Source organism: Halomonas almeriensis, assembly GCF_030409235.1.
Taxonomy (GTDB): Bacteria; Pseudomonadota; Gammaproteobacteria; order Pseudomonadales; family Halomonadaceae; genus Halomonas; species Halomonas almeriensis.
On the sequence record NZ_JAUFPO010000006.1, the window covers coordinates 335,880 to 354,605 of the forward strand.

Here is an 18,726-nt window from a genome sequence, read left to right on the forward strand (position 1 = left end):
CTTGTCGGTGGGTTTTGCAGTGTTGCCACTCTATCAAGCTCGCGGCGCCGACAACACTGACCCGTCGGTGAAACCGGCAGGCCGTGACGAATGACGTTATGATGGGGGCTCTGACTCGGATTCCTGTGGAGGTCTCTTGAAACTCGACGCTCGACGAACGGCCTTGCTGGTGGCGGCCAACACCGCGCTGGCGCCCTTTGCCATTGATGCCTATCTGCCGGCCATGCCGGCGCTCGCCCAATCGGTGGGCGCCAGCGTGCATCATACCGAGCTGTCGATCAGTTTCTTCCTGCTGGGCTTCGCGCTCGGCCAGTTGACCGGGGGGCCGCTGTCCGATCGCTTCGGTCGGCGTCCGGTGCTGCTGAGCGGGCTGGTGATCTTCCTGATTGCCAGTCTGCTGATCACCCAGGTCAACACCCTGGCCGAGCTGCTCGGGCTGCGCTTCGTCCAGGCACTGGGCGGCGGGGCCTGTGTGGTCAATTCGGCGGCCATTGTGCGGGATTGCTTCAGCGGTCGCGAGGCCGCCAAGGTCATGTCGACCATGGCCATGATCATGATGCTGGCGCCACTGGCTGCGCCGGCGGTGGGCTCCGGCCTGTTGTACCTGGCCGACTGGTGGCTGATCTTCGTCTTCCTGGCGGTGTACGCGGCCTTCCTGCTGTGGCTGATGGGGACGCGCCTGCCGGAGACGCGGCCCGCGGACGCGCCGATGGCCTCGGCACGCCAGGTGCTACGTAACTATGCCAGCGTGCTGCGCCATCGCGAGGCCATGGGCTATGTGCTGTCGGTGGCGACCACCTTCGCCGGCATGTTCGCCTTCATCACGGCCTCGCCGTTTCTCTACATCACCCATTACGGCATCTCGCCGGCCATCTATCCGGTCGTGTTCGGGGCCAATGTCGTGGTCATGGCGGCCTCGAACCGCCTCAATATCCGCCTGTTGCGGCGGCGCAGTCCACAGCAGAACATGCGCCTGGGCATGGCCGTGCAACTGGCGGTGGCCGTGGGCCTGATCGGGCTGGTGGCGACCGGGTTGGATTCGCCCTATACGGTGGTGCCGCTGATCATGGTGTTCATGGGCATGGTGGGGCTGATCACACCCAATGCCATGTCGTCGATGCTCGAGCACTTCAGCCACATGAGTGCCACGGCCACGGCACTGCTGGGCAGTATCCAGTTCACCTTCGGTTCGCTGGCGGGGGTCATCGTCAGTGCCTTCGAGATCGACAGTGCCTGGCCCATGGTGCTGACCATGCTGGTGGTGTCGCTGGCCGGCAATATCGCGCTGCGCCGGCTGGCCGGTCATGCCCTGGGCTCGGCAGCGGCAGGGCGCTCGGGCAGGGTGGAAGCGTCTGCCGCGGCCGCCTCGCGGGAGGGGTGATTTTTTGGAAGAAAAATGACGGCATGTCATGAAGCTGTCATTTTTGTGGGGCACCTTGTGTCATGCGAAGGATGAATATCCCCATGAACAGGAGCCATCTCCATGAATCGCATCCTCAATAACCGCATCTTCCAGACTTCCGTACTCGCTGCCGCCGTCGGCGTGGCGGGCGCTGCCCAGGCCCAGGAGTCCGAGCAGCTGCGCATCGTGGGTTCCAGCACGGTCTACCCCTTTGCCAGCTATGTGGTCGAAGAGTTCGGTGCCACCACCGAATACGCGACCCCGGTCATCGAGTCCACCGGTTCCGGTGGTGGTCTGCGCCTGTTCTGCAACGGCCTCGGTGATGGCACGCCGGATATCACCAACGCCTCGCGTCGCATCAAGCCCTCCGAGTTCGAGCGCTGCCAGGAAAATGGCGTGACTGACATCACTGAAGCCATGGTCGGCTATGACGGCATCGCCTTCGCTCAGTCCAGCGAAAACGAAGCCATGAACGTCACCCGCGAGCAGCTGTTCAAGGCGCTGGCGGCCAAGGTGCCGGTCGATGGTGAGCTGGTCGACAACCCCTACATGAAGTGGAACGACATCGACAGCTCGCTGCCGGATCGCGAGATCGCCGTCTATGGTCCGCCGACCACCTCAGGCACCCGTGATGCCTTCGAGGAACTGGTCATGGAGCATGCCTCCGAGGGTATGGATGCCTACGAAGAGGCCTACACCGATATCCGTTCCGACGGTGCCTTCATCGACTCCGGCGAGAACGACAACCTGATCGTCAAGCGCCTAGCCGAGAACACCGATGCCTTCGGCATCTTCGGCTACTCCTTCCTGGAAGAGAACGCCGAGGCGCTGGTCGGTTCCAGCATCGATGGTGTCAAACCGACGCCGGAAGCCATCGGCAGCGGCGACTATCCGGTGTCGCGCTCGCTGTTCTTCTATGTCAAGAATCAACACAGCGAAGATGTGCCGGCGATGATGGATTACGCCAACATGTTCATGAGCGAGAAGATGATCGGTGATATGGGCTATCTCAAGGGCCTGGGCCTGATCCCGGCACCGAAGGAGATGCGCGAGGAACAGCGCAACGCCGTCAAGAACCAGGAGCAGCTCGAACTGGCTGACCTGAAGAAGTAAGCCTACTGGTGATGCCCTGACCGGCCGGCAGCCAGGCTGTCGGCCGGTTCACGTAGGGGCGAATGCTCCGCTTGAATTCCTTCGAGAGAATCCTATGCAGACCAATCAACTCTTCGCCACTTTCTGCGGCATACTCCTGGTGCTGGGTCTGATAGCCTTCTTCCTGGGTCGCGCCAAGGCGTCCCGGGTGCGTGCAGCGGGTTCTGCCATGCACGCTCAGCCCGATCAGTATGGCTGGTTCACCGTGCTTTCCACGGCGGGACCGGCGGTGCTGGTAGGCGCCGTGGGCGCCTTCTTCATGCTGTGGATGGGGGGCGACATCTCGTCCTTCTATCTGCTGGCCGGCAGCCTGGTCGTGGCCTGTGTCGGTCTGATGGCCGGTATCTATCTGGTCAAACCCAATTTTCATGCGCGCAAGGCCATCGAAGCGGTCGTTCGCTTCATGCTGGCCGGCGCCGCCATGGTGTCGATCTTTACCACCTTCGGCATTCTCATCTCGATCATCGGGGAGGCGATCCGCTTCTTCCAGATGCAGAGCTTCTGGGACTTCATTACCGGTACCACCTGGAACCCCGGCGCCAGCTTCCTGGAAGCGGCGGGTCGCGGTGACGAGGGGGGCAGTGCCGCCAAGTTCGGTTCGGTGCCGCTGTTCGCCGGTACCTTCATGATCACCTTGATCGCCATGCTGGTCGCCATTCCGGTGGGGCTGCTCTCGGCGATCTACATGGCCGAGTTCGCGCCTCACAAGGTTCGCACCGTGGCCAAGCCGGTCCTCGAGGTTCTGGCCGGTATTCCCACCGTGGTCTACGGCTTCTTCGCCGCCATCACGGTGGCCCCTATCGTGGTGGCCGTGGCCGGTTTCTTCGGCATCGAGGCCTCCTTCAGCAATGCCGTGGCGCCCGGGCTTGTGATGGGCATCATGATCATTCCGTTCATTTCCTCGCTGTCGGATGACGTCATCAGCTCGGTGCCGGGCAGCATGCGTGAAGGCGCGATGGCGCTTGGCATGACCAAGAGCGAGATGATCCGTGATGTCGTGGTGCCGGCGGCCATGCCGGGCATCATCTCGGCGTCGCTGCTGGCCGTCTCGCGAGCCCTGGGCGAGACCATGATCGTGGTCATGGCCGCCGGCATGCGCCCCAACCTGACCGCCAATCCCTTCGAGGACATGACCACGGTCACGGTGCGTATCGTCTCGGCGCTGACCGGGGATCTGGAGTTCGGCAGTGCCGAAACCCTCTCGGCCTTTGCCCTGGGGCTGGTGCTGTTCGTGGTGACCCTGGCACTGAACTTCGTGTCGGTGATCATGATTCGCCGGTTCCGCGAAAAGTATCGCATCAACAACCTTTAAGCTGGGAGTTCTGACCGATGAACCATTCCTTTGAAGACATCAGCGCCCAGCTCAAGAAGCGTCACCGCAAGTCGGCACGCCTGAAGTGGATGTCCATGGGGGCTCTGGGGCTGGCCGGGCTTTTCCTGGTGCTGTTCTTCGCCGACATGCTGGTCAAGGGGCTGCCGGCCTTCCAGCAGGCCCAGGTCCAGGCCGAGGTCCAATACACTGAACAGGCCGCCGAGATTCCCCTGGCGGCCCTCGACGAGGAAATGCGCCCGCTGGTCAGCCGCGGCTATCTGCGCCTTATTCCGCAGCGCATGGAAGCCGATTCCGATCTGCTGGGTACCACCCGTACCGAGTGGGTGCTGGCGGATAGTGCCGTCGATCAGTACCTCAAGGGGCACAAGACCAGTCTCAACGCCAGTCAGCAGGCGGTGGTCGACCGCCTCGCCTCCGAAGGGCGGGCCGAGCTCAAGTTCAATACCACCTTCTTCACCAAGGGCGACTCCAAGATGGCGGAGTATGCCGGTATTGCCTCGGCGGCCTTCGGTACCATGATGACGCTGCTGGTGACCCTGGCGGTGGCCTTTCCCATCGGCGTGATGACGGCGGTCTACCTGGAAGAGTTTGCCCCCGATAACCGCTTTACCCAGTTGATCGAGATCAACATCAACAACCTGGCCGCCATTCCGTCGATCCTCTTCGGTCTGCTGGGCCTGGCGATCTTCATCGGCTTTTTCGGGGTGCCGCGTTCATCGCCCGTGGTGGGTGGCCTGACGCTGGCGTTGATGACCCTGCCGGTGATCATCATCTCGACGCGCTCTGCACTGCGCAGTGTTCCGGACTCCATTCGCCATGCGGCGTTCGGGGTGGGCTGCTCGCGCTGGCAGATGGTTCGTGACCATGTGCTGCCGGTGTCCTTCCCGGGTATCCTGACAGGCTCTATCATTGGACTGGCTCAGGCGATGGGGGAAACCGCGCCGTTGATCATCGTCGGCATGGTGGCGTTCATTCCGGATATCACCGGTTCCTTTACCGAAGCGGCAACGGTGCTGCCGGCGCAGATCTTCACCTGGGCCGGGGAACCGGACAAGGCCTTCGTCGAGAAGACCTCGGGCGGCATCCTGGTCCTTCTGGCGGTGCTGATCTTCATGAATGCGACTGCCGTGGTGCTGCGCAAGAAATTCGAACGTCGCTGGTAACCCCGCGGCCTGAAACAGGAAATGTCATGATGAACATGCAAGTAGCCCAGCGGAGTACGACATCCATGACCGGTCAAACTGCCGGCGAGCCGGTGACACGCAACGAAGATGCCAACCATGAGCTGAGTATTCGCACTCGTGATCTCAACCTCTGGTATGGCGAGAATCAGGCACTCAGCGGCATCGACATGGATGTCTACCAGAAGAACATCACGGCGTTGATCGGCCCCTCGGGGTGCGGCAAGTCGACCTTCCTGCGGTGCCTCAATCGCATGAACGATCTGATCCCCAGTGTGCGCATCCAGGGCATGATCGAGATGGACGGCCGCGACATCAACGACAAGAAGATGGACGAAGTGGCGCTGCGTCGGCGCGTGGGCATGGTCTTCCAGAAGCCCAACCCGTTCCCCAAGTCGATCTACGAGAACGTCGCCTATGCGCCGCGCATGCATGACCTGGTCAGCCGCAAGGCGGATTCCGACGAGCTGGTGGAGCGTGCCCTGCGGGATGCGGGTCTCTGGGAAGAGGTCAAGGACAAGCTGCATGAGCCCGGCACTTCGCTCTCCGGTGGCCAGCAGCAGCGTCTGTGCATCGCCCGCGCCATCGCGGTGAGCCCGGACGTGATCCTGATGGATGAGCCGACCTCGGCGCTGGACCCGATCTCCACGGCCACGGTCGAGGACCTGATGGACAAGCTGAAGCAGCGCTATACCATCATCACGGTGACGCACAACATGCAGCAGGCGGCGCGTGTGGCGGATTACACGGCGTTTTTCCACCTTGGTGAAGTCGTCGAATACAACGACACCAAGACCATGTTCGCCAATCCGGCGACCAAGAAGGCCGAGGATTACATCACCGGCCGCTATGGTTGATGGCTGATCGGCCGGACAAGCATGCTGAGTGAACGGGGAGGCCGAAAGGCCTCCCCGTTGTCTTTTGGCGTCGGGTTGTCATTGTATTGACACCTGAGTCGGTTATATATGGAATTCCATATATCAACATCAGGTGCTGTATGACGCGACCCAACGTGCTCTTTCTGTGTAATGCCAACTCGGCCCGCTCGCTGATGGGCGAAGCGCTGCTACGGCACCTGGCCGGGGAGCGCTTTGCTGCCTTCAGCGCCGGCTCGCAACCGGATCAACCCCACGAGCTGGCGCTGGCCGCCTTGCACAAGCAGGGTATCGACACCACCACGCTGGCCAGCAAGCCGCTGGAAGAGTTTACCGGTGAGCATTTCGAGACGGTGATCGTGCTCTGTGACAAGGCGCATCAGGCCTGCCGCGACTGGCCGGGCAGCCATGACGAATATCTCTACTGGGATATCCGCGACCCGCGACAGATCGATCGTCCGGATGCCTACGAGCAGGCGCTGCAGGAAATCCGTCGACGCCTGACGCTGTGGCTCGAACTCAAGGCCCAGGACACTTCCACCCGCTGACCACCGGTCATCATCCGGCGCATCGAGGAGACTCAGACGCATGACACTACGTATCGGCATCAATGGTTTCGGGCGCATCGGGCGCCTGGCGCTGCGCTCACTCTGGCCGCATGTCGCGTCCGGTGAGGTGGAAGTGGTGCGCCTCAATGACCCGGGCGGGGAGGCTGCCACCTTCGCGCACCTGCTGGAGTTCGATTCGGTGCACGGGCACTGGTGCCCCGGCCAGGGTATCCAGGCCTCAGCCGGCTGCCTGACGATCGATGGACGCCAGATCGCCTTCGGGGCCGGTTCTGCCGTGGATGACAGCGACTGGTCCGGCTGCCAGGTGGTAATCGAGTGCTCCGGCGTCATCAAGGAGCGCCAAGCCCTGCAGGCGTATCTGGAGCAGGGCGTCGAGCGGGTCGTGGTCAGCGCCCCGGTCAAGGATGACGGCGTGCTCAATCTGGTGGTCGGGGTCAACGACGACCAGTACGATCCGCATCAGCATGCCATCGTCACCGCCGCGAGCTGCACCACCAATTGCCTGGCCCCGGTGATCAAGGTGATCCAGGAACGCTTCGGCATTCGCCATGGTTCGATGACCACGGTGCATGACATCACCAATACCCAGACCATCCTCGATGCGCCGCACAAGGACCTGCGACGTGCCCGCGCCTGCGGCATGAGCCTGATTCCCACCTCCACGGGTTCGGCCCGGGCGATCACCGAGATCTTTCCCGAGCTCACCGGCAAGCTGAACGGCCACGCCGTGCGGGTGCCCCTGGCCAATGCCTCGCTGACCGACATGGTTTTCGAGCTCGAGCGCGAGGTGACGGTGGAAGAGGTCAATGCCGCCCTGAAAGCCGCCGCTGAGGGGGAGCTTGCCGGCATTCTGGGCTACGAGCCGCGCCCGCTGGTCTCCATCGACTATCGCACCGATCCGCGCAGCTCGGTCATCGATGCGCTCTCGACCATGGTCATCAACGGCACGCAGCTCAAGCTGTATGCCTGGTATGACAATGAGTGGGGTTATGCCAATCGCACCGCGGAACTGGCCCTGAAGGTCGGCCATGCCGGAGGGACGCGTGGCTGAATCCCTGGGCGCACGACTCCGGGCGCTGCCCTTCGAGATCCGTCAGTACCTGTTGATCACCGGCAATTACTGGGCCTTCACCCTGACCGATGGCGCCCTGCGCATGCTGGTGGTGCTGCACTTCCACCAGCTGGGTTACTCGCCGTTGGAAGTGGCCATGCTGTTTGTCTTCTACGAAGCCTTCGGCGTGGTAACCAACCTGGTCGGCGGTTGGCTGGGCGCACGCCTGGGCCTCAACCGCACCATGAACCTCGGGCTGGGACTGCAGATCCTGGCGCTGTCGATGCTGATGGTGCCGGCGGCCAGCCTGAGCGTGCCTTGGGTGATGGCGGCCCAGGCGCTGTCGGGCATCGCCAAGGACCTCAACAAGATGAGCGCCAAGAGCGCGGTCAAGGTGCTGGTGCCCAGGGATAGTGCCCAGGCCAACAGCGCCCTGTATCGCTGGGTGGCGATCCTGACGGGCTCGAAGAATGCCCTCAAGGGACTGGGCTTCTTCCTCGGCGGTGCGCTGCTTACGCTGATCGGTTTCCGGGGCGCCATGGTGGTCATGGCCGTCATGCTTGCGGTGGTGCTGGGGCTGTCGCTCTGGCGGCTGCGGGCGGATCTTGGCCGGCAGAAGCGCAAACCCAAGTTCACGGAGGTGTTTTCCCAGTCGCGGGCCATCAATGTGCTGTCGGCGGCGCGCTTCTGTCTATTCGCCGCCCGGGATGTGTGGTTCGTGGTGGCCCTGCCGGTGTTTCTGTATGACCAGCACGGTTGGAGCCACTGGACGGTGGGCGGGCTGCTGGCAATCTGGGTGATCGGCTATGGCGGGGTCCAGACCCAGGCACCCCGACTGACCGGTCTGGTCGGCGGAGGTCCGCGCTTTGTCACCGCCTTCTGGGCTGCCTGGCTGGCAGGGCTGCCGGTGTTGCTGGCGCTGTTGCCGCTGGCTCAGGTGGGCTGGCTGGTGGCCGGCCTGCTGGCATTCGGCGTGCTGTTTGCTATCAATTCAAGCTGGCATAGTTATCTAATCGTGCACTTCGCCCGGGCCGACGGGGTGTCCATGGACGTGGGCTTTTATTACATGGCCAATGCCATGGGGCGCCTGGCCGGTACGGTGCTGTCGGGCTGGGTCTATCAGGTGTACGGACTCTCGGCGTGTCTGTGGGTCTCCGCCGGCCTGGTGGCGGCCAGTGCACTGATGGCCCTGGCCTTGCCGCGATATGCACAGGCCGCCGAGTGAAGGCGGGAGATGAGCCATTGACGCAGCTGACACCCCTGACGTGCTTCAAGTGCCTGGCCGATGACACGCGCCTGATGCTGATGCTGCTGATTCGCGGTGAAGGCGAGTTGTGCGTCTGTGAACTGACGCATGCGCTGGCGCTTTCACAGCCCAAGGTCTCGCGCCACCTGGCCCAGCTTCGCCACTGCGGGTTGCTTCAGGACCGCCGTGAGGGTTCCTGGGTCCATTATGCCCTCGAGCCGAACCTGCCGGACTGGGCGGAGGACGCCCTGGCCGCCGCCGCCCGGGGGGACGCCGAGCGTCTCGAGATGCTTCAGGCGTCTATCGAGGCCATGGGGGATCGCCCCGAGCGTCGCGCCGCCCTGTGTTGACTGCCGCCCGGGGCTTGCCTGGCTTGGCCCGGGCGTATGTTGACGCTGGCAAGCCCAGGAATGCCTAGATCAGTGCCTGGCGCATGCGCGCCGAGATGGCTTCGCTGACCACTACGGTGGCCAGGATCACGATCAGGATGGTGGCAACCTGGGACCAGGCCAGAGTGTCGATGGAGGATTGCAGCTTCATGCCGATGCCGCCGGCCCCCACCAGCCCCAGGATGGTGCTCTCGCGAATGTTGATGTCCCAGCGAAACAGCGCAATACCCCAGAAGGCCGGTAGTATCTGGGGGACGATCCCATAGTGGAGGATCTGGGCGGATCGGGCACCAGTGGCGGCCACGGCCTCGATCTGGTGGTGATCGGTTTCCTCGATGGCTTCGTAAAGCAGCTTGCCGACGAAGCCGATGGAGCGCAGGGCGATGGCAACGATGCCTGCCAGCAAACCCGGTCCGATGATCGCGACCAGCAGCAGGGCCCAGATCAAGGAGTTGATCGAGCGCGAGGCGACGATGATGAAAAGTGCCACGGGTCGCACCAGCAGCACCGATGGGGTGGTGTTGCGGGCGGCGAGAAAGGCGATGGGCGCCGCCATGATGACCCCGCCCAGGGTGCCCAGGGTGGCGATGTTGATAGTATCCCACAGCGGCATCAGCAGCTCGGCTATATAAGCCAGCTCAGGCGGGAACATGCGGCTGCCGATGTCCATGGCCTGGTCGGGGGCATCGGCGACGAAGATCCACAGGGTGCCTTCGTTCATGACCTGCCAGCACCATACGAACAGTGCCACCAGGGCGAGCCAGCCCCCCCACAGTGCCAGCCGTGCACGCGGCGTTCGAAAAGTCCAGACTCGCGAGTAATGGCTCGGCTCGCCGGAGCGGTTATCAAGAGCGCTCATTGCAGGAATTTCCTTAGATAGCTGGAACCATATTCCGTCAGCATCACGATGGCGATGACGATCAGCAGGATGGCGGCGGCGCTGTCGTATTCGTAACGGTCGATAGCGGTATTCAGGGTGGCACCAATGCCGCCGGCACCGACGATGCCGATCACCGAGCTTTCGCGGAAGTTGATGTCCAGGCGATAGAGTGACAGACCGATCAACCGCGGCATGACCTGGGGCTGCACGGCAAAGTGAATCAGTTGCCACCAACTGGCCCCGGTAGCCCGGATCGCTTCGATCTGGCTGGCATCGGCTTCCTCGATGTCGTCGGCGAGCAGCTTGGCCACGAAGCCGATGGACGCAAAGGCGAGGGTGAGGAAACCGGCAAAGGGGCCGAAGCCGAACATGGCCACCAGGAAAATGGCGATGATGATTTCCTGCAAGGAACGGCTGACGGCGACGATCGAGCGACAGACAAGATAGACCGGCCTGGGCGAAAGATTGCGGGCCGCACCGATGCCGATGGGAACCGAGATCAACACCCCCACCACGGTGGCGGTCAGGGTCATGGTCAGGCTCTCGATTAGCCCTCGACGGATGTCGCCCCAGCGGCTGGTGAAATCCGGTTGCAGAAAGCCCTGTATAAAACGCGCGCCGCGCTCCAGGCCCTCGATGACCCTTTCGACGTCAATCTCCAGCGAGCCGACGGCCAGGACCAGATAGCTCAATATCAGCAGCGGTAGCGCCAGTCGCCAGCGTCGGGTCGTGACCAGCTGTGGCGGGCGTTTCCAGTGTCGTGGGTAGGAGGTTTTCGCCGTCATGTTGCTGTTCCCGCCACACGCATTGGGCCCTGTGACCGGTCGTCGGGATCAGGGTCGTCGTCCTGTTCAGAGGTGTTCCAGTCCTCGGCACCATAGATCTCGGTGAGCATGGCTTCGTCGAGGGACATCGGCGAGTCGTCGACGACCATGCGACCGGCTCGCAGACCGATCAGACGATCGACGAACTGCTGAGCCAGCGGGACATCATGGATGTTGACGATGGCGGGTAGCTGGCGCTCGGCACAGATCTCGGTGATCAGGCGCATGATCTGGCGACTGGTCTTGGGATCGAGACTCGCCGTGGGCTCGTCGACCAGCAGCAGCTCCGGCTCCTGGGCCAGAGCCCTGGCAATTCCGACGCGCTGTCGCTGGCCGCCCGAGAGGGCGTCGGCGCGTTTGTCGGCGTGTTCGAGCAGCCCCACCCGGTCGAGCAGGCGGTAGGCGTTCTCGATATCCCGGCCGGGGAAACGTCGGGTGAAGCTTCGCCAGAAGGGCACATAGCCCAGCCGCCCGGACAGCACGTTCTCCATCACGGTCAGGCGTTCCACCAGCGCATATTCCTGGAAGATCATGCCGATGCGCCGACGAGCCTGGCGCAGATCTCCACTGCTCAGGTTCACCAGGTCGGTCTCGCCTAGAAGGATCCTGCCGCTGGAGGGTTCTACCAGGCGGTTAATGCAGCGAATCAGGGTCGACTTGCCGGCGCCAGAAGGGCCGATCAGGCCCACGACCTGACCACGGGGTACCTGAAAGGTGACGTCGGACAAGGCCGTGTCCTGCTGGGTATAGGTCTTGGTGAGTTTATCGAGAGTAAGCACGTTGCCGGTTTTCTCCTGCGTCTCAACGACGTGAAGGCGCGGACGACCCGATGTCGCCCGCGCCTTGCCTGGGGGAGTGACTCAGTTGCAGTTGTATTCGACGCCGTTGGCCGCATCGATCTGGCGAATCACCGCCCAGTGTTCCTTGAAGGTGATGGGGATGAACTGTTCTTCGCCGTTGCGACCGAATTCCTCCTCCAGCGCGCTGCCTTCCCATTCGAAGGAGTAGAAGGCTTCCTGAATGGCGTCCTGCAGCTCGGGCGCCAGGTTGTGGGCGGTGCCATAGCTGGTGGTGGGGAAGGTGTCCGATTGATAGATGACCTCGAGCTGGTCGGCGTCGATCACGCCGCGGTCGATCATCCGGTTCTTCACCGAGTTGGCCACGGTGGCCACGGCATAGTCCTGGTTGGCCACACCCAGCACGGAGTTGTCATGCTTGCCGGAGAAGTCCACCTCATAGTCTTCGCCGGAGACCATGTCGAATTCCGAGGCCATCAGCGCCGTGGGGGCCTTGTACCCGGAGTTGGAGGTCTCGGAGGTGTGCGTCAGAGTGCGACCGCGGATGTCCTCGACTTCCTCGATGTCGGAGTCCGGATGGGTAATGATTTCCATCTCGTAGCCGAAGCTGCCGTCCTCGGCGGCCATCATGGTGAAGGGGCGATAACCGGCGCAGGCCACGGCCAGGGGATTGGAGCCCGTATTGAAGCCGGCGACATGGAGGCGCTCGGCGCGCATTGCCTCGATTTGGGCAGAGTTGGACTGAACCGGGAAGAATTGCACCTTCTTGCCGGTGACCTCTTCCATGTGTTCGAGGAAACCGTCCCACACCTCGGCGTAAACGGCAGGATCCTCGACCGGCGTGTAAGCGAACACCAGAGTGTCCGGATTCAGCCATTGGGATTCATCTTCCGGAATATCGGCTACCAGGTCACCGTCGTTGTCGGTGAAGCGGTCGCTGAGCTGGAAGTCGGCCTGAGCCTGAGAGGCGCCGGCAGAGAGGGCGGTGACGGCGAGGCCACCGACGATCAGGGAGCGGGTCAACATTTGCACGGAGAATCACCTGTGTCGGGAAGTGGGAACACAGGTTCAGTCTGTTCCGGGGATGATGACATCCTTGTGGCAGTTAGATGTCGGTTGGGTGTCAGTGGCATGACGCCCAACCGTTCAGGTCGCGCTAGTCTGTCGGTCAGACAAGCTCCACGGCCACAGCGGTGGCTTCACCGCCGCCGATGCACAGGCTGGCGATGCCGCGCTTGCCGCCCCGGCTGCGCAGAGCATGGATGAGGGTGGCGATGATGCGCGAGCCGGTGGAGCCCACCGGGTGGCCCTGGGCACAGGCGCCGCCGTGGATGTTCACCTTGTCGTGTGGCAGCCCCAGGTCGTCCATGGCCATCAGGGTGACCACGGCGAAGGCTTCGTTGATCTCGAACAGGTCGACATCCGCGACGCTCCAGTCGAGCTGGGTCATCAGCTTGTCGATGGCGCCCACCGGGGCAATGGTGAATTCGCTCGGGTGACGTGAGTGGGTGCTGTGGCCCAGCATTCGGGCGATGGGCCGGGCCCCGAGGCGCTGGGCGGCGGCGCCGTTGGCCAGGATCAATGCCGAGGCGCCGTCGGAAATCGAGCTCGCGTTGGCGGCGGTGATGGTGCCATCCCGGGTGAAGGCGGGGCGCAGCTCGCGAACCTTGTCGAGCCGGGCCTGGAAGGGCTGCTCATCGTGGTCGATGCGGGTTTCGCCCTTGCGGTCCTTGATCGTGACCGGGGCCATCTCGGCGTCGAGATAGCCGGCCTGGGTCGCTTGCATGGCGCGTTCCAGCGAGGCAATGGCGAAATCATCCAGGCGCTCGCGGGTGAAGCCGCGCTGTGTGGCGATATCCTGAGCGAAGACGCCCATCAGCTGACCGCTTTCGGCATCCTCCAGCCCATCGAAGAACATATGGTCCTTGAGTTCGCCATGGCCCAGGCGGTAGCCGGTGCGCGCACGCGGCAGCAGGTGCGGCGCGTTGGACATCGACTCCATGCCGCCGGCCAGCATGATATCGCCGCTGCCGGCGCGAATCAGGTCATGGGCCAGCATGGTACTCTTCATGCCAGAGCCGCAGAGCTTGTTGATGGTGGTGGCGCCGATGCTGTCCGGAATGCCGGCCTGGCGCATGGCCTGACGAGCCGGACCCTGCTTGACGCCGGCTGGCAGAACGCAGCCCATGAAGCCTTCATCAATGGCGTCGGGCGCGATGCCGGCTCGCTCGATGGCGGCGCGAATGGCGGTCGCCGCCAGTTCGGGTGCCTCCACCGAGGACAGATTGCCTAGCATGCCGCCCATGGGGGTGCGGGTTGCCGCCAGGAAGACGATATCGTTGGCGTGACTCATGAGCCTTCTCCCGTGAATGGGTGATGTTCCGGGTATAGGCTGGCCGCGTTGACCCGGTGTGGGGGCTGTGGAGTGCTCAGGGTCAAGCAAGCTAGCGCTAGTGTGAATCCTGATGAATGTAATGAATGAGTCACCCCGCCGCAAGGAACTCACCCGCCAAGCCGATCGGCTTTTCGTTCAGGAAGGCTTCGATCGCACCACGGTGCGCATGCTGGCCGACGAGATGGGGTCAAGTCCGGCGGTCTTTTTCATCACTTCCGGGACAAGCAGGCAATCCTGGCGGCCGGCCTGATCCATGGTGACCGCTTTCTGGTCTCGCGCTCCGTCATGGGCGCGCTCAGCTGGACGGTACGCTGGTATGACCCGGAGGGTGAACGCACCCCGGAGGAACTGGCCTATAAACTGGTCGCAGTGCTGACTCAGCCTTTTTACTGACAGCTTGACGATTCGTCCATGGCGTCGACTATGGTCTAGTCTTCTCACCGTTCTTGATGCTTGCTCTGCCAAGTTGAAGACTCTAGCTTGTATCTGTTGGTTTACGTTTACGTCAACGACAAGATATTAGCTAGATTCTTTCAACACTCATAGGTGGTAGCTCATGAGTACGTCCACGAGTCTTCACGATTATCATGTCTATCTCGAGTCCTTTACCGTCGAAGATGTCATCGCCCATCTCGATGATAAGCGCGATGGCCGCCTGAATGCCTTTGAGGCCTGTTGCGGGCGGCACTTGCGTGAAGGACGGGGCGAGGTGACGGCCCTGGTACATGAAGATACCCAAGGACAGGTTAGCTCCTTGAGTTACGCAGAGCTGGCCGCCGAGAGCGAAAAACTCGCTGGCTGGCTCGCCGCACGAGGCCTGGGCGAGGGGGATCGTATCGCCTGCATGTTGCCTCGCACGCCGCAGTTGCTGGTCGCCATACTGGCCAGCTGGCGCATTGGAGCTGTCTATCAGCCGCTGTTTACCGCCTTCGGATCCGACTCGGTAGCGTATCGACTGGAACGAGCTGATACGCGCCTGGTGATCACCGACGCTGACAATCGGAACAAGTTCGACGGCCTGGACCAGTGCCCGCCAGTGTTGAACGTAGGCGGGCCGGATGCCGAGCATGCTGATGACTTGGATTGGGACACGGCGTTGACACATGCTGCCATCATCGCCCAGGCGCCACGCCAGTCACCGGATGCTCCCTTCCTACAGATGTTTACCTCCGGCACCGTAGGCAAGCCCAAGGGCGTTGCCATACCGCTTGCCGCTATGCCGGCTTTCGCGCTCTACATGAAACTGGCCATCGGGCTCGATGCTAGCGACCGCTTCTGGAACATGGCCGATCCCGGCTGGGCTTACGGGCTCTACTACGCTATTGCTGGCCCCTTGTTGCTTGGCGTGACCACGTACTTCTGCGAGACAGGTTTCAGTGCCGAGGGCGCACTGGACTTCATGGAGCGCCATCGCATCACCAATTTCGCCGCCGCTCCTACGGCGTACCGGCTGATGAAGGCCTCGGGGCTGTTCGATGAGGCGGGCCAGCGACTCGCCTTGCGGCGTGCCAGCTCCGCCGGCGAACCGCTCAACACGGAAGTGGTCACCTGGGTGGAGAAGGCGCTGGGCTGTTCGGTGATGGATCACTATGGGCAAACCGAGACCGGCATGACCTGTTGCAATCACCATGCCCTGGCGCATCCCAAACATGTCGGTGGCATGGGTGTCCCGCTGCCCGGTTATCGTCTGACAGTCCTCGACGCCGAGTACAATGAGCTTCCACCGGGGAAGCCCGGTGTGTTGGCGGTCGATCTCGCCGGTTCCCCGGCCCATTTCTTTACGGGTTACACATGGCAGGAGAAGGACCCTTTCGTCGAGGGATATTATTTGACTGGCGATGTAGTGCAGCGCAATGAGGATGGTAGCTTCCAGTTCGCCGGTCGCGACGACGACATCATCACGACGGCCGGTTATCGGGTCGGGCCTACCGACGTGGAGAACTCCGTGCTCATGCACCCGGCCGTGGCGGAGTCCGCCGCAGTAGGTCAGCCCGATGAGATTCGCGGTGAGATCATCAAGTCTTACGTGGTGCTGCGAGATGACTTCGAGCCTAGTGATTCACTGGCCGACGATATTCGTCAGCAGGTCCGCGAACGTCTTTCAACACACGCCTTTCCTAGGGTGATCGAGTTTGTCGATGTCTTGCCCAAGACACCCAGCGGCAAGATCCAACGCTTCAAGCTGCGCACGGATGCCGCCGATAAGGCTGATGCTGCCGCTCAATGACCATGGAGACCTATCAATGCAACTGAAGGACAACAGTTTTTTAATCACCGGCGCGGCTTCCGGATTGGGGGCCGCCACGGCGGAGCGCATCGTGGCCGCTGGCGGCCGGGTAGTACTCTGCGACCTGAGCGATGCCGTGGAGGCACATGCCGTGCAGCTGGGCGAAGCCGCCCGAGCCGTCCGTGGTGACGTGACGTCGGCAGCGGATATGCAGGCGGCGGTGGATGCCACCGTGGCTCTCGGACAGCAGAGTGGTGGTCAGGCCGGCATGGCCGGGTTGATTCACTGCGCCGGCGTGGTCAGCGTGGCCAAGCTGCTGGATCGCGACGGCAATCCGGCGGATCTGGACGCCTATGCGCGGACCATTCAGATCAACCTGGTCGGCACCTTCAACGTCATGCGGCTCGCCGCGGCGGCGATGTCGCACAATCCGCCGGGCGAGGACGGCGAGCAGGGGGTGATCATCAACACGGCCTCGGTGGCCGCCTTCGATGGCCAGGTGGGGCAGTGCGCCTACAGCGCTTCCAAGGCCGGTGTGGCGGGCATGGGCCTGCCGGCGGCGCGTGAGCTCTCGCGGTATGGCGTCCGCGTCATGACGATTGCCCCCGGGGTGTTCGAGACCCCGATGATGAGCGATATCCCCGAGGACGCCGTCGCCGCGTTGTCGGCCGCGATTCCCTTCCCCAAGCGACTCGGCAAGCCGGATGAGTATGCGCGTCTGGTCGAGCAGATCGTCACCAATCCGATGCTTAACGGCGAGGTGATTCGCCTGGACGGCGGCATCAGAATGCAATGAGCCAGCAGCGGCGGGAGCTTCAGGCGGCCACGATGGCCGCCGCCGACCCGCGACCTTGCAGGCGATTACCCGGCCGGTGGCGAGTGGCGGATGCCTGGCCTAGAAAACGGCACGGTCGAAATGCCGCCGGAAGTACATTTCCAGGCGCAGGTTCATCTGCCAGCGTGGGTCATGGTCGTGCTCCCGCGGAAAATGCAGGGAGGGCGCGACATCCAGAAAGAGGATGCCCTTGTGCACGTCGCGCCGATAGCGTGTCTGCAGATAGGCGTCCTCCAGACGCGGATGGGAGCCGCTTTCGCCGATCAGGCCAAGGCTGTGGCGCAGGGCGCTGCGTCGGTTCAGGCGGTGGTTGAGCTCGACGGTTTCGCTGTACTCGAGGTTGTCGACCTCTTCCCGCCACTGCACATTGGTGATGAAACGCAGGTGGCGGCTGTCATCCAGCGGTCTACCCAGATCCCAGCGGGTGCGCGCCGAAAAGCCGTCGTTATTGAACCATGACAGCCGGTTGTCACTTTCTAGTTGCCAGGGGCCATCGTCCAGCGTCCACAAGCGCTGGGTCGTGACTCGGGTGTAAGGGTCGAGTGGCAGATGCAAACGCACGCCGGCCCCCACTTCGGTTTTCCAGCGCTTGGTCTTGTCGCGGTTGCCCAGCCGGTTGAGCCCGATCTGCAGGCTCTCCAGGCCATCGGGGCGATCATTCGGCAGGCTGGCGTCCTGCTCGCCCAGGGTGCCTCGGGTTTCTTCCGGTTCGCTCTCGATGATCAAACGCAGCCGCTCCTCGCTGGTCGGTAGATCCAGCCGGAAGCGAGCGCCCCAGTCGTCATCGAATGCCTGGCCCTGGCGCCATTCGCCTCCCGCACTGATGCGCAGGTAGGAGTCGGTTTCCACGGTGAAGGCATCCGTGGTGCCGAAGAAGCTGTCAATGCGCCTTGAGGTCGTCTCGACCCAGTTCGACACGTCTTCGTGAAAGGGAGTAAGCCGTTCATCGGCCCAGGTGGGCAGGTCGCTGTCAGACTGATCCGTCGTGGTGTCCTCGGCATGAGCCGTGAAGCAGGCGCTGATCAGCAGCATCGTCATGAGGGTCTGGCGCATCGAGAGGGAATCCCTGTCCGTCGTCGGTTTTCAGCCGGCGAGTTTACCTTGGCTGACGCCCGGGCACCTCCCCTTAGTGGCACTTTGTCTTTTCTCCGCCCATGGCGGTAGCCGGCTGCCGGGCTCGCTAGAGTGAGTCGGCCGGCATCTCGACGCACAGGCGGTAAGGCCCTTGCCGTTTTGGCTACGGGGACATCGTCTCGGTGCGCTCGGGGTAACCCAGGGTCTGACGAAGCCGTTCGGCATGACGCTCGATCCAGTCGGGGTCGATGGGCCCCCAGTCGCGAATCACGTAGCGGCCGATGTTGTGGCGCTCGCCGGGTGTCGGCTCGAACTCGCAGTGGATATCCAGCTCGGCCAGGGCCGAGAGTGTATCCTGGGCGGTGCGCCGCGGCATGCCCGTAGCGGTGACTATGGCCGGTACGCTGTCGGTACCGGCGGCGACCAGGTGGGCGACGTAAAGGCGGCGATAGAAGCTCGACTGGGTCTTGCTGAGTGACGTCATGGTTCGGGCACG

18 protein-coding genes and 1 pseudogene are annotated in these 18,726 nt (G+C 62.9%); 12 read left to right on the plus strand and 7 right to left on the minus strand.

Annotated features, from left to right (window positions below):
- The first annotated feature begins 136 nt into the window (after window positions 1-136).
- The 9 genes from QWY74_RS05450 to QWY74_RS05490 all read left to right on the plus strand — a co-directional run bounded on the left by QWY74_RS05450 (window position 137) and on the right by QWY74_RS05490 (window position 9,159).
- Window positions 137-1,381, plus strand: a complete 1,245-nt coding sequence (locus QWY74_RS05450; RefSeq protein WP_264825080.1) for a Bcr/CflA family multidrug efflux MFS transporter — start codon at window positions 137-139, stop codon at window positions 1,379-1,381.
- Window positions 1,382-1,483: 102 nt separating this feature from the next.
- Entirely contained in the window at window positions 1,484-2,515 is a 1,032-nt protein-coding gene (locus tag QWY74_RS05455; RefSeq protein ID WP_264825081.1) for a PstS family phosphate ABC transporter substrate-binding protein, read from the plus strand.
- 94 nt (window positions 2,516-2,609) lie between these two features.
- Entirely contained in the window at window positions 2,610-3,866 is a 1,257-nt protein-coding gene (gene pstC, locus QWY74_RS05460; RefSeq protein WP_264825082.1) for a phosphate ABC transporter permease subunit PstC, read from the plus strand.
- Window positions 3,867-3,883: 17 nt separating this feature from the next.
- Complete coding sequence (gene pstA / locus QWY74_RS05465) at window positions 3,884-5,050, plus strand: phosphate ABC transporter permease PstA (protein WP_264825083.1); 1,167 nt, start codon at window positions 3,884-3,886, stop codon at window positions 5,048-5,050.
- Between the two features lie 92 nt (window positions 5,051-5,142).
- Window positions 5,143-5,925, plus strand: a complete 783-nt coding sequence (gene pstB, locus QWY74_RS05470) for a phosphate ABC transporter ATP-binding protein PstB (protein WP_264825255.1) — start codon at window positions 5,143-5,145, stop codon at window positions 5,923-5,925.
- A gap of 140 nt (window positions 5,926-6,065) precedes the next feature.
- On the plus strand, window positions 6,066-6,491 hold the full coding sequence (locus QWY74_RS05475; protein WP_264825084.1) for an arsenate reductase ArsC: 426 nt from the start codon (window positions 6,066-6,068) through the stop codon (window positions 6,489-6,491).
- A gap of 40 nt (window positions 6,492-6,531) precedes the next feature.
- The gene (locus QWY74_RS05480; protein WP_290313961.1) at window positions 6,532-7,563 is read left to right on the plus strand and encodes an ArsJ-associated glyceraldehyde-3-phosphate dehydrogenase; all 1,032 of its coding nucleotides are present in this window, start codon (window positions 6,532-6,534) and stop codon (window positions 7,561-7,563) included.
- Window positions 7,556-8,788 (plus strand): organoarsenical effux MFS transporter ArsJ, encoded by a 1,233-nt coding sequence (arsJ, locus tag QWY74_RS05485; protein WP_290313962.1) that lies wholly within the window; start codon window positions 7,556-7,558, stop codon window positions 8,786-8,788. Before QWY74_RS05480 ends, arsJ begins: the two co-directional genes overlap by 8 nt.
- Window positions 8,789-8,862: 74 nt before the next feature.
- Window positions 8,863-9,159 (plus strand): metalloregulator ArsR/SmtB family transcription factor, encoded by a 297-nt coding sequence (locus QWY74_RS05490; protein ID WP_435389131.1) that lies wholly within the window; start codon window positions 8,863-8,865, stop codon window positions 9,157-9,159.
- 64 nt (window positions 9,160-9,223) lie between these two features.
- On the opposite strand, the gene phnE (QWY74_RS05495) is transcribed toward QWY74_RS05490, so the two are convergent.
- From phnE (QWY74_RS05495) to QWY74_RS05515, 5 genes are all read right to left on the minus strand, one after another.
- Window positions 9,224-10,057 carry a phosphonate ABC transporter, permease protein PhnE gene (phnE, locus tag QWY74_RS05495; protein ID WP_290313963.1) on the minus strand — a complete coding sequence of 278 codons (834 nt, stop codon included), beginning with the start codon at window positions 10,055-10,057 and terminating at the stop codon, window positions 9,224-9,226.
- The gene (phnE, locus tag QWY74_RS05500) at window positions 10,054-10,863 is read right to left on the minus strand and encodes a phosphonate ABC transporter, permease protein PhnE (protein WP_264825089.1); all 810 of its coding nucleotides are present in this window, start codon (window positions 10,861-10,863) and stop codon (window positions 10,054-10,056) included. The genes phnE (QWY74_RS05495) and phnE (QWY74_RS05500) overlap by 4 nt, the downstream gene beginning before the upstream one ends.
- Entirely contained in the window at window positions 10,860-11,681 is an 822-nt protein-coding gene (gene phnC, locus QWY74_RS05505) for a phosphonate ABC transporter ATP-binding protein (protein ID WP_264825090.1), read from the minus strand. Before phnC ends, phnE (QWY74_RS05500) begins: the two co-directional genes overlap by 4 nt.
- 81 nt (window positions 11,682-11,762) lie before the next feature.
- A complete protein-coding gene (gene phnD, locus QWY74_RS05510; RefSeq protein ID WP_290314014.1) occupies window positions 11,763-12,725 on the minus strand; it encodes a phosphate/phosphite/phosphonate ABC transporter substrate-binding protein in 963 nt (320 codons plus the stop codon).
- A 142-nt stretch (window positions 12,726-12,867) separates the two neighbouring features.
- Window positions 12,868-14,052 carry an acetyl-CoA C-acyltransferase gene (locus QWY74_RS05515; RefSeq protein WP_264825091.1) on the minus strand — a complete coding sequence of 395 codons (1,185 nt, stop codon included), beginning with the start codon at window positions 14,050-14,052 and terminating at the stop codon, window positions 12,868-12,870.
- Window positions 14,053-14,173: 121 nt separating this feature from the next.
- On the opposite strand from QWY74_RS05515, the pseudogene QWY74_RS05520 reads away from it, so the two are divergent.
- The 3 genes and pseudogenes from QWY74_RS05520 (at window position 14,174) to QWY74_RS05530 (ending at window position 17,117) form a co-directional block, all read left to right on the plus strand.
- Window positions 14,174-14,487: pseudogene (locus QWY74_RS05520) on the plus strand (helix-turn-helix domain-containing protein).
- 163 nt (window positions 14,488-14,650) lie between these two features.
- Entirely contained in the window at window positions 14,651-16,321 is a 1,671-nt protein-coding gene (locus QWY74_RS05525) for an AMP-binding protein (protein ID WP_264825092.1), read from the plus strand.
- A 16-nt stretch (window positions 16,322-16,337) separates the two neighbouring features.
- Window positions 16,338-17,117, plus strand: a complete 780-nt coding sequence (locus tag QWY74_RS05530; RefSeq protein WP_264825093.1) for an SDR family NAD(P)-dependent oxidoreductase — start codon at window positions 16,338-16,340, stop codon at window positions 17,115-17,117.
- Between the two features lie 99 nt (window positions 17,118-17,216).
- Here the strand turns inward: QWY74_RS05530 and QWY74_RS05535 are convergent, their stop codons facing one another.
- Window positions 17,217-18,209, minus strand: a complete 993-nt coding sequence (locus QWY74_RS05535) for a hypothetical protein (RefSeq protein ID WP_264825094.1) — start codon at window positions 18,207-18,209, stop codon at window positions 17,217-17,219.
- Window positions 18,210-18,393: 184 nt separating this feature from the next.
- Entirely contained in the window at window positions 18,394-18,714 is a 321-nt protein-coding gene (locus QWY74_RS05540) for a winged helix-turn-helix domain-containing protein (protein ID WP_264825095.1), read from the minus strand.
- Window positions 18,715-18,726 lie beyond the last annotated feature (12 nt).

Excerpts from the sequence above, each read along its gene's own strand:
- QWY74_RS05540 (WP_264825095.1), bottom strand. The coding sequence starts at position 18,714 with ATGACGTCACTCAGCAAGACCCAGTCGAGCTTCTATCGCCGCCTTTAC.
- QWY74_RS05480 (WP_290313961.1), top strand. The coding sequence starts at position 6,532 with ATGACACTACGTATCGGCATCAATGGTTTCGGGCGCATCGGGCGCCTG.
- phnE (WP_264825089.1), bottom strand. The coding sequence starts at position 10,863 with ATGACGGCGAAAACCTCCTACCCACGACACTGGAAACGCCCGCCACAG.
- pstA (WP_264825083.1), top strand. The coding sequence starts at position 3,884 with ATGAACCATTCCTTTGAAGACATCAGCGCCCAGCTCAAGAAGCGTCAC.
- QWY74_RS05490 (WP_435389131.1), top strand. The coding sequence starts at position 8,863 with ATGCTGATGCTGCTGATTCGCGGTGAAGGCGAGTTGTGCGTCTGTGAA.
- phnD (WP_290314014.1), bottom strand. The coding sequence starts at position 12,725 with ATGTTGACCCGCTCCCTGATCGTCGGTGGCCTCGCCGTCACCGCCCTC.
- phnE (WP_290313963.1), bottom strand. The coding sequence starts at position 10,057 with ATGAGCGCTCTTGATAACCGCTCCGGCGAGCCGAGCCATTACTCGCGA.
- pstC (WP_264825082.1), top strand. The coding sequence starts at position 2,610 with ATGCAGACCAATCAACTCTTCGCCACTTTCTGCGGCATACTCCTGGTG.
- QWY74_RS05475 (WP_264825084.1), top strand. The coding sequence starts at position 6,066 with ATGACGCGACCCAACGTGCTCTTTCTGTGTAATGCCAACTCGGCCCGC.
- QWY74_RS05515 (WP_264825091.1), bottom strand. The coding sequence starts at position 14,052 with ATGAGTCACGCCAACGATATCGTCTTCCTGGCGGCAACCCGCACCCCC.
- QWY74_RS05530 (WP_264825093.1), top strand. The coding sequence starts at position 16,338 with ATGCAACTGAAGGACAACAGTTTTTTAATCACCGGCGCGGCTTCCGGA.
- QWY74_RS05525 (WP_264825092.1), top strand. The coding sequence starts at position 14,651 with ATGAGTACGTCCACGAGTCTTCACGATTATCATGTCTATCTCGAGTCC.
- QWY74_RS05535 (WP_264825094.1), bottom strand. The coding sequence starts at position 18,209 with ATGCGCCAGACCCTCATGACGATGCTGCTGATCAGCGCCTGCTTCACG.
- QWY74_RS05455 (WP_264825081.1), top strand. The coding sequence starts at position 1,484 with ATGAATCGCATCCTCAATAACCGCATCTTCCAGACTTCCGTACTCGCT.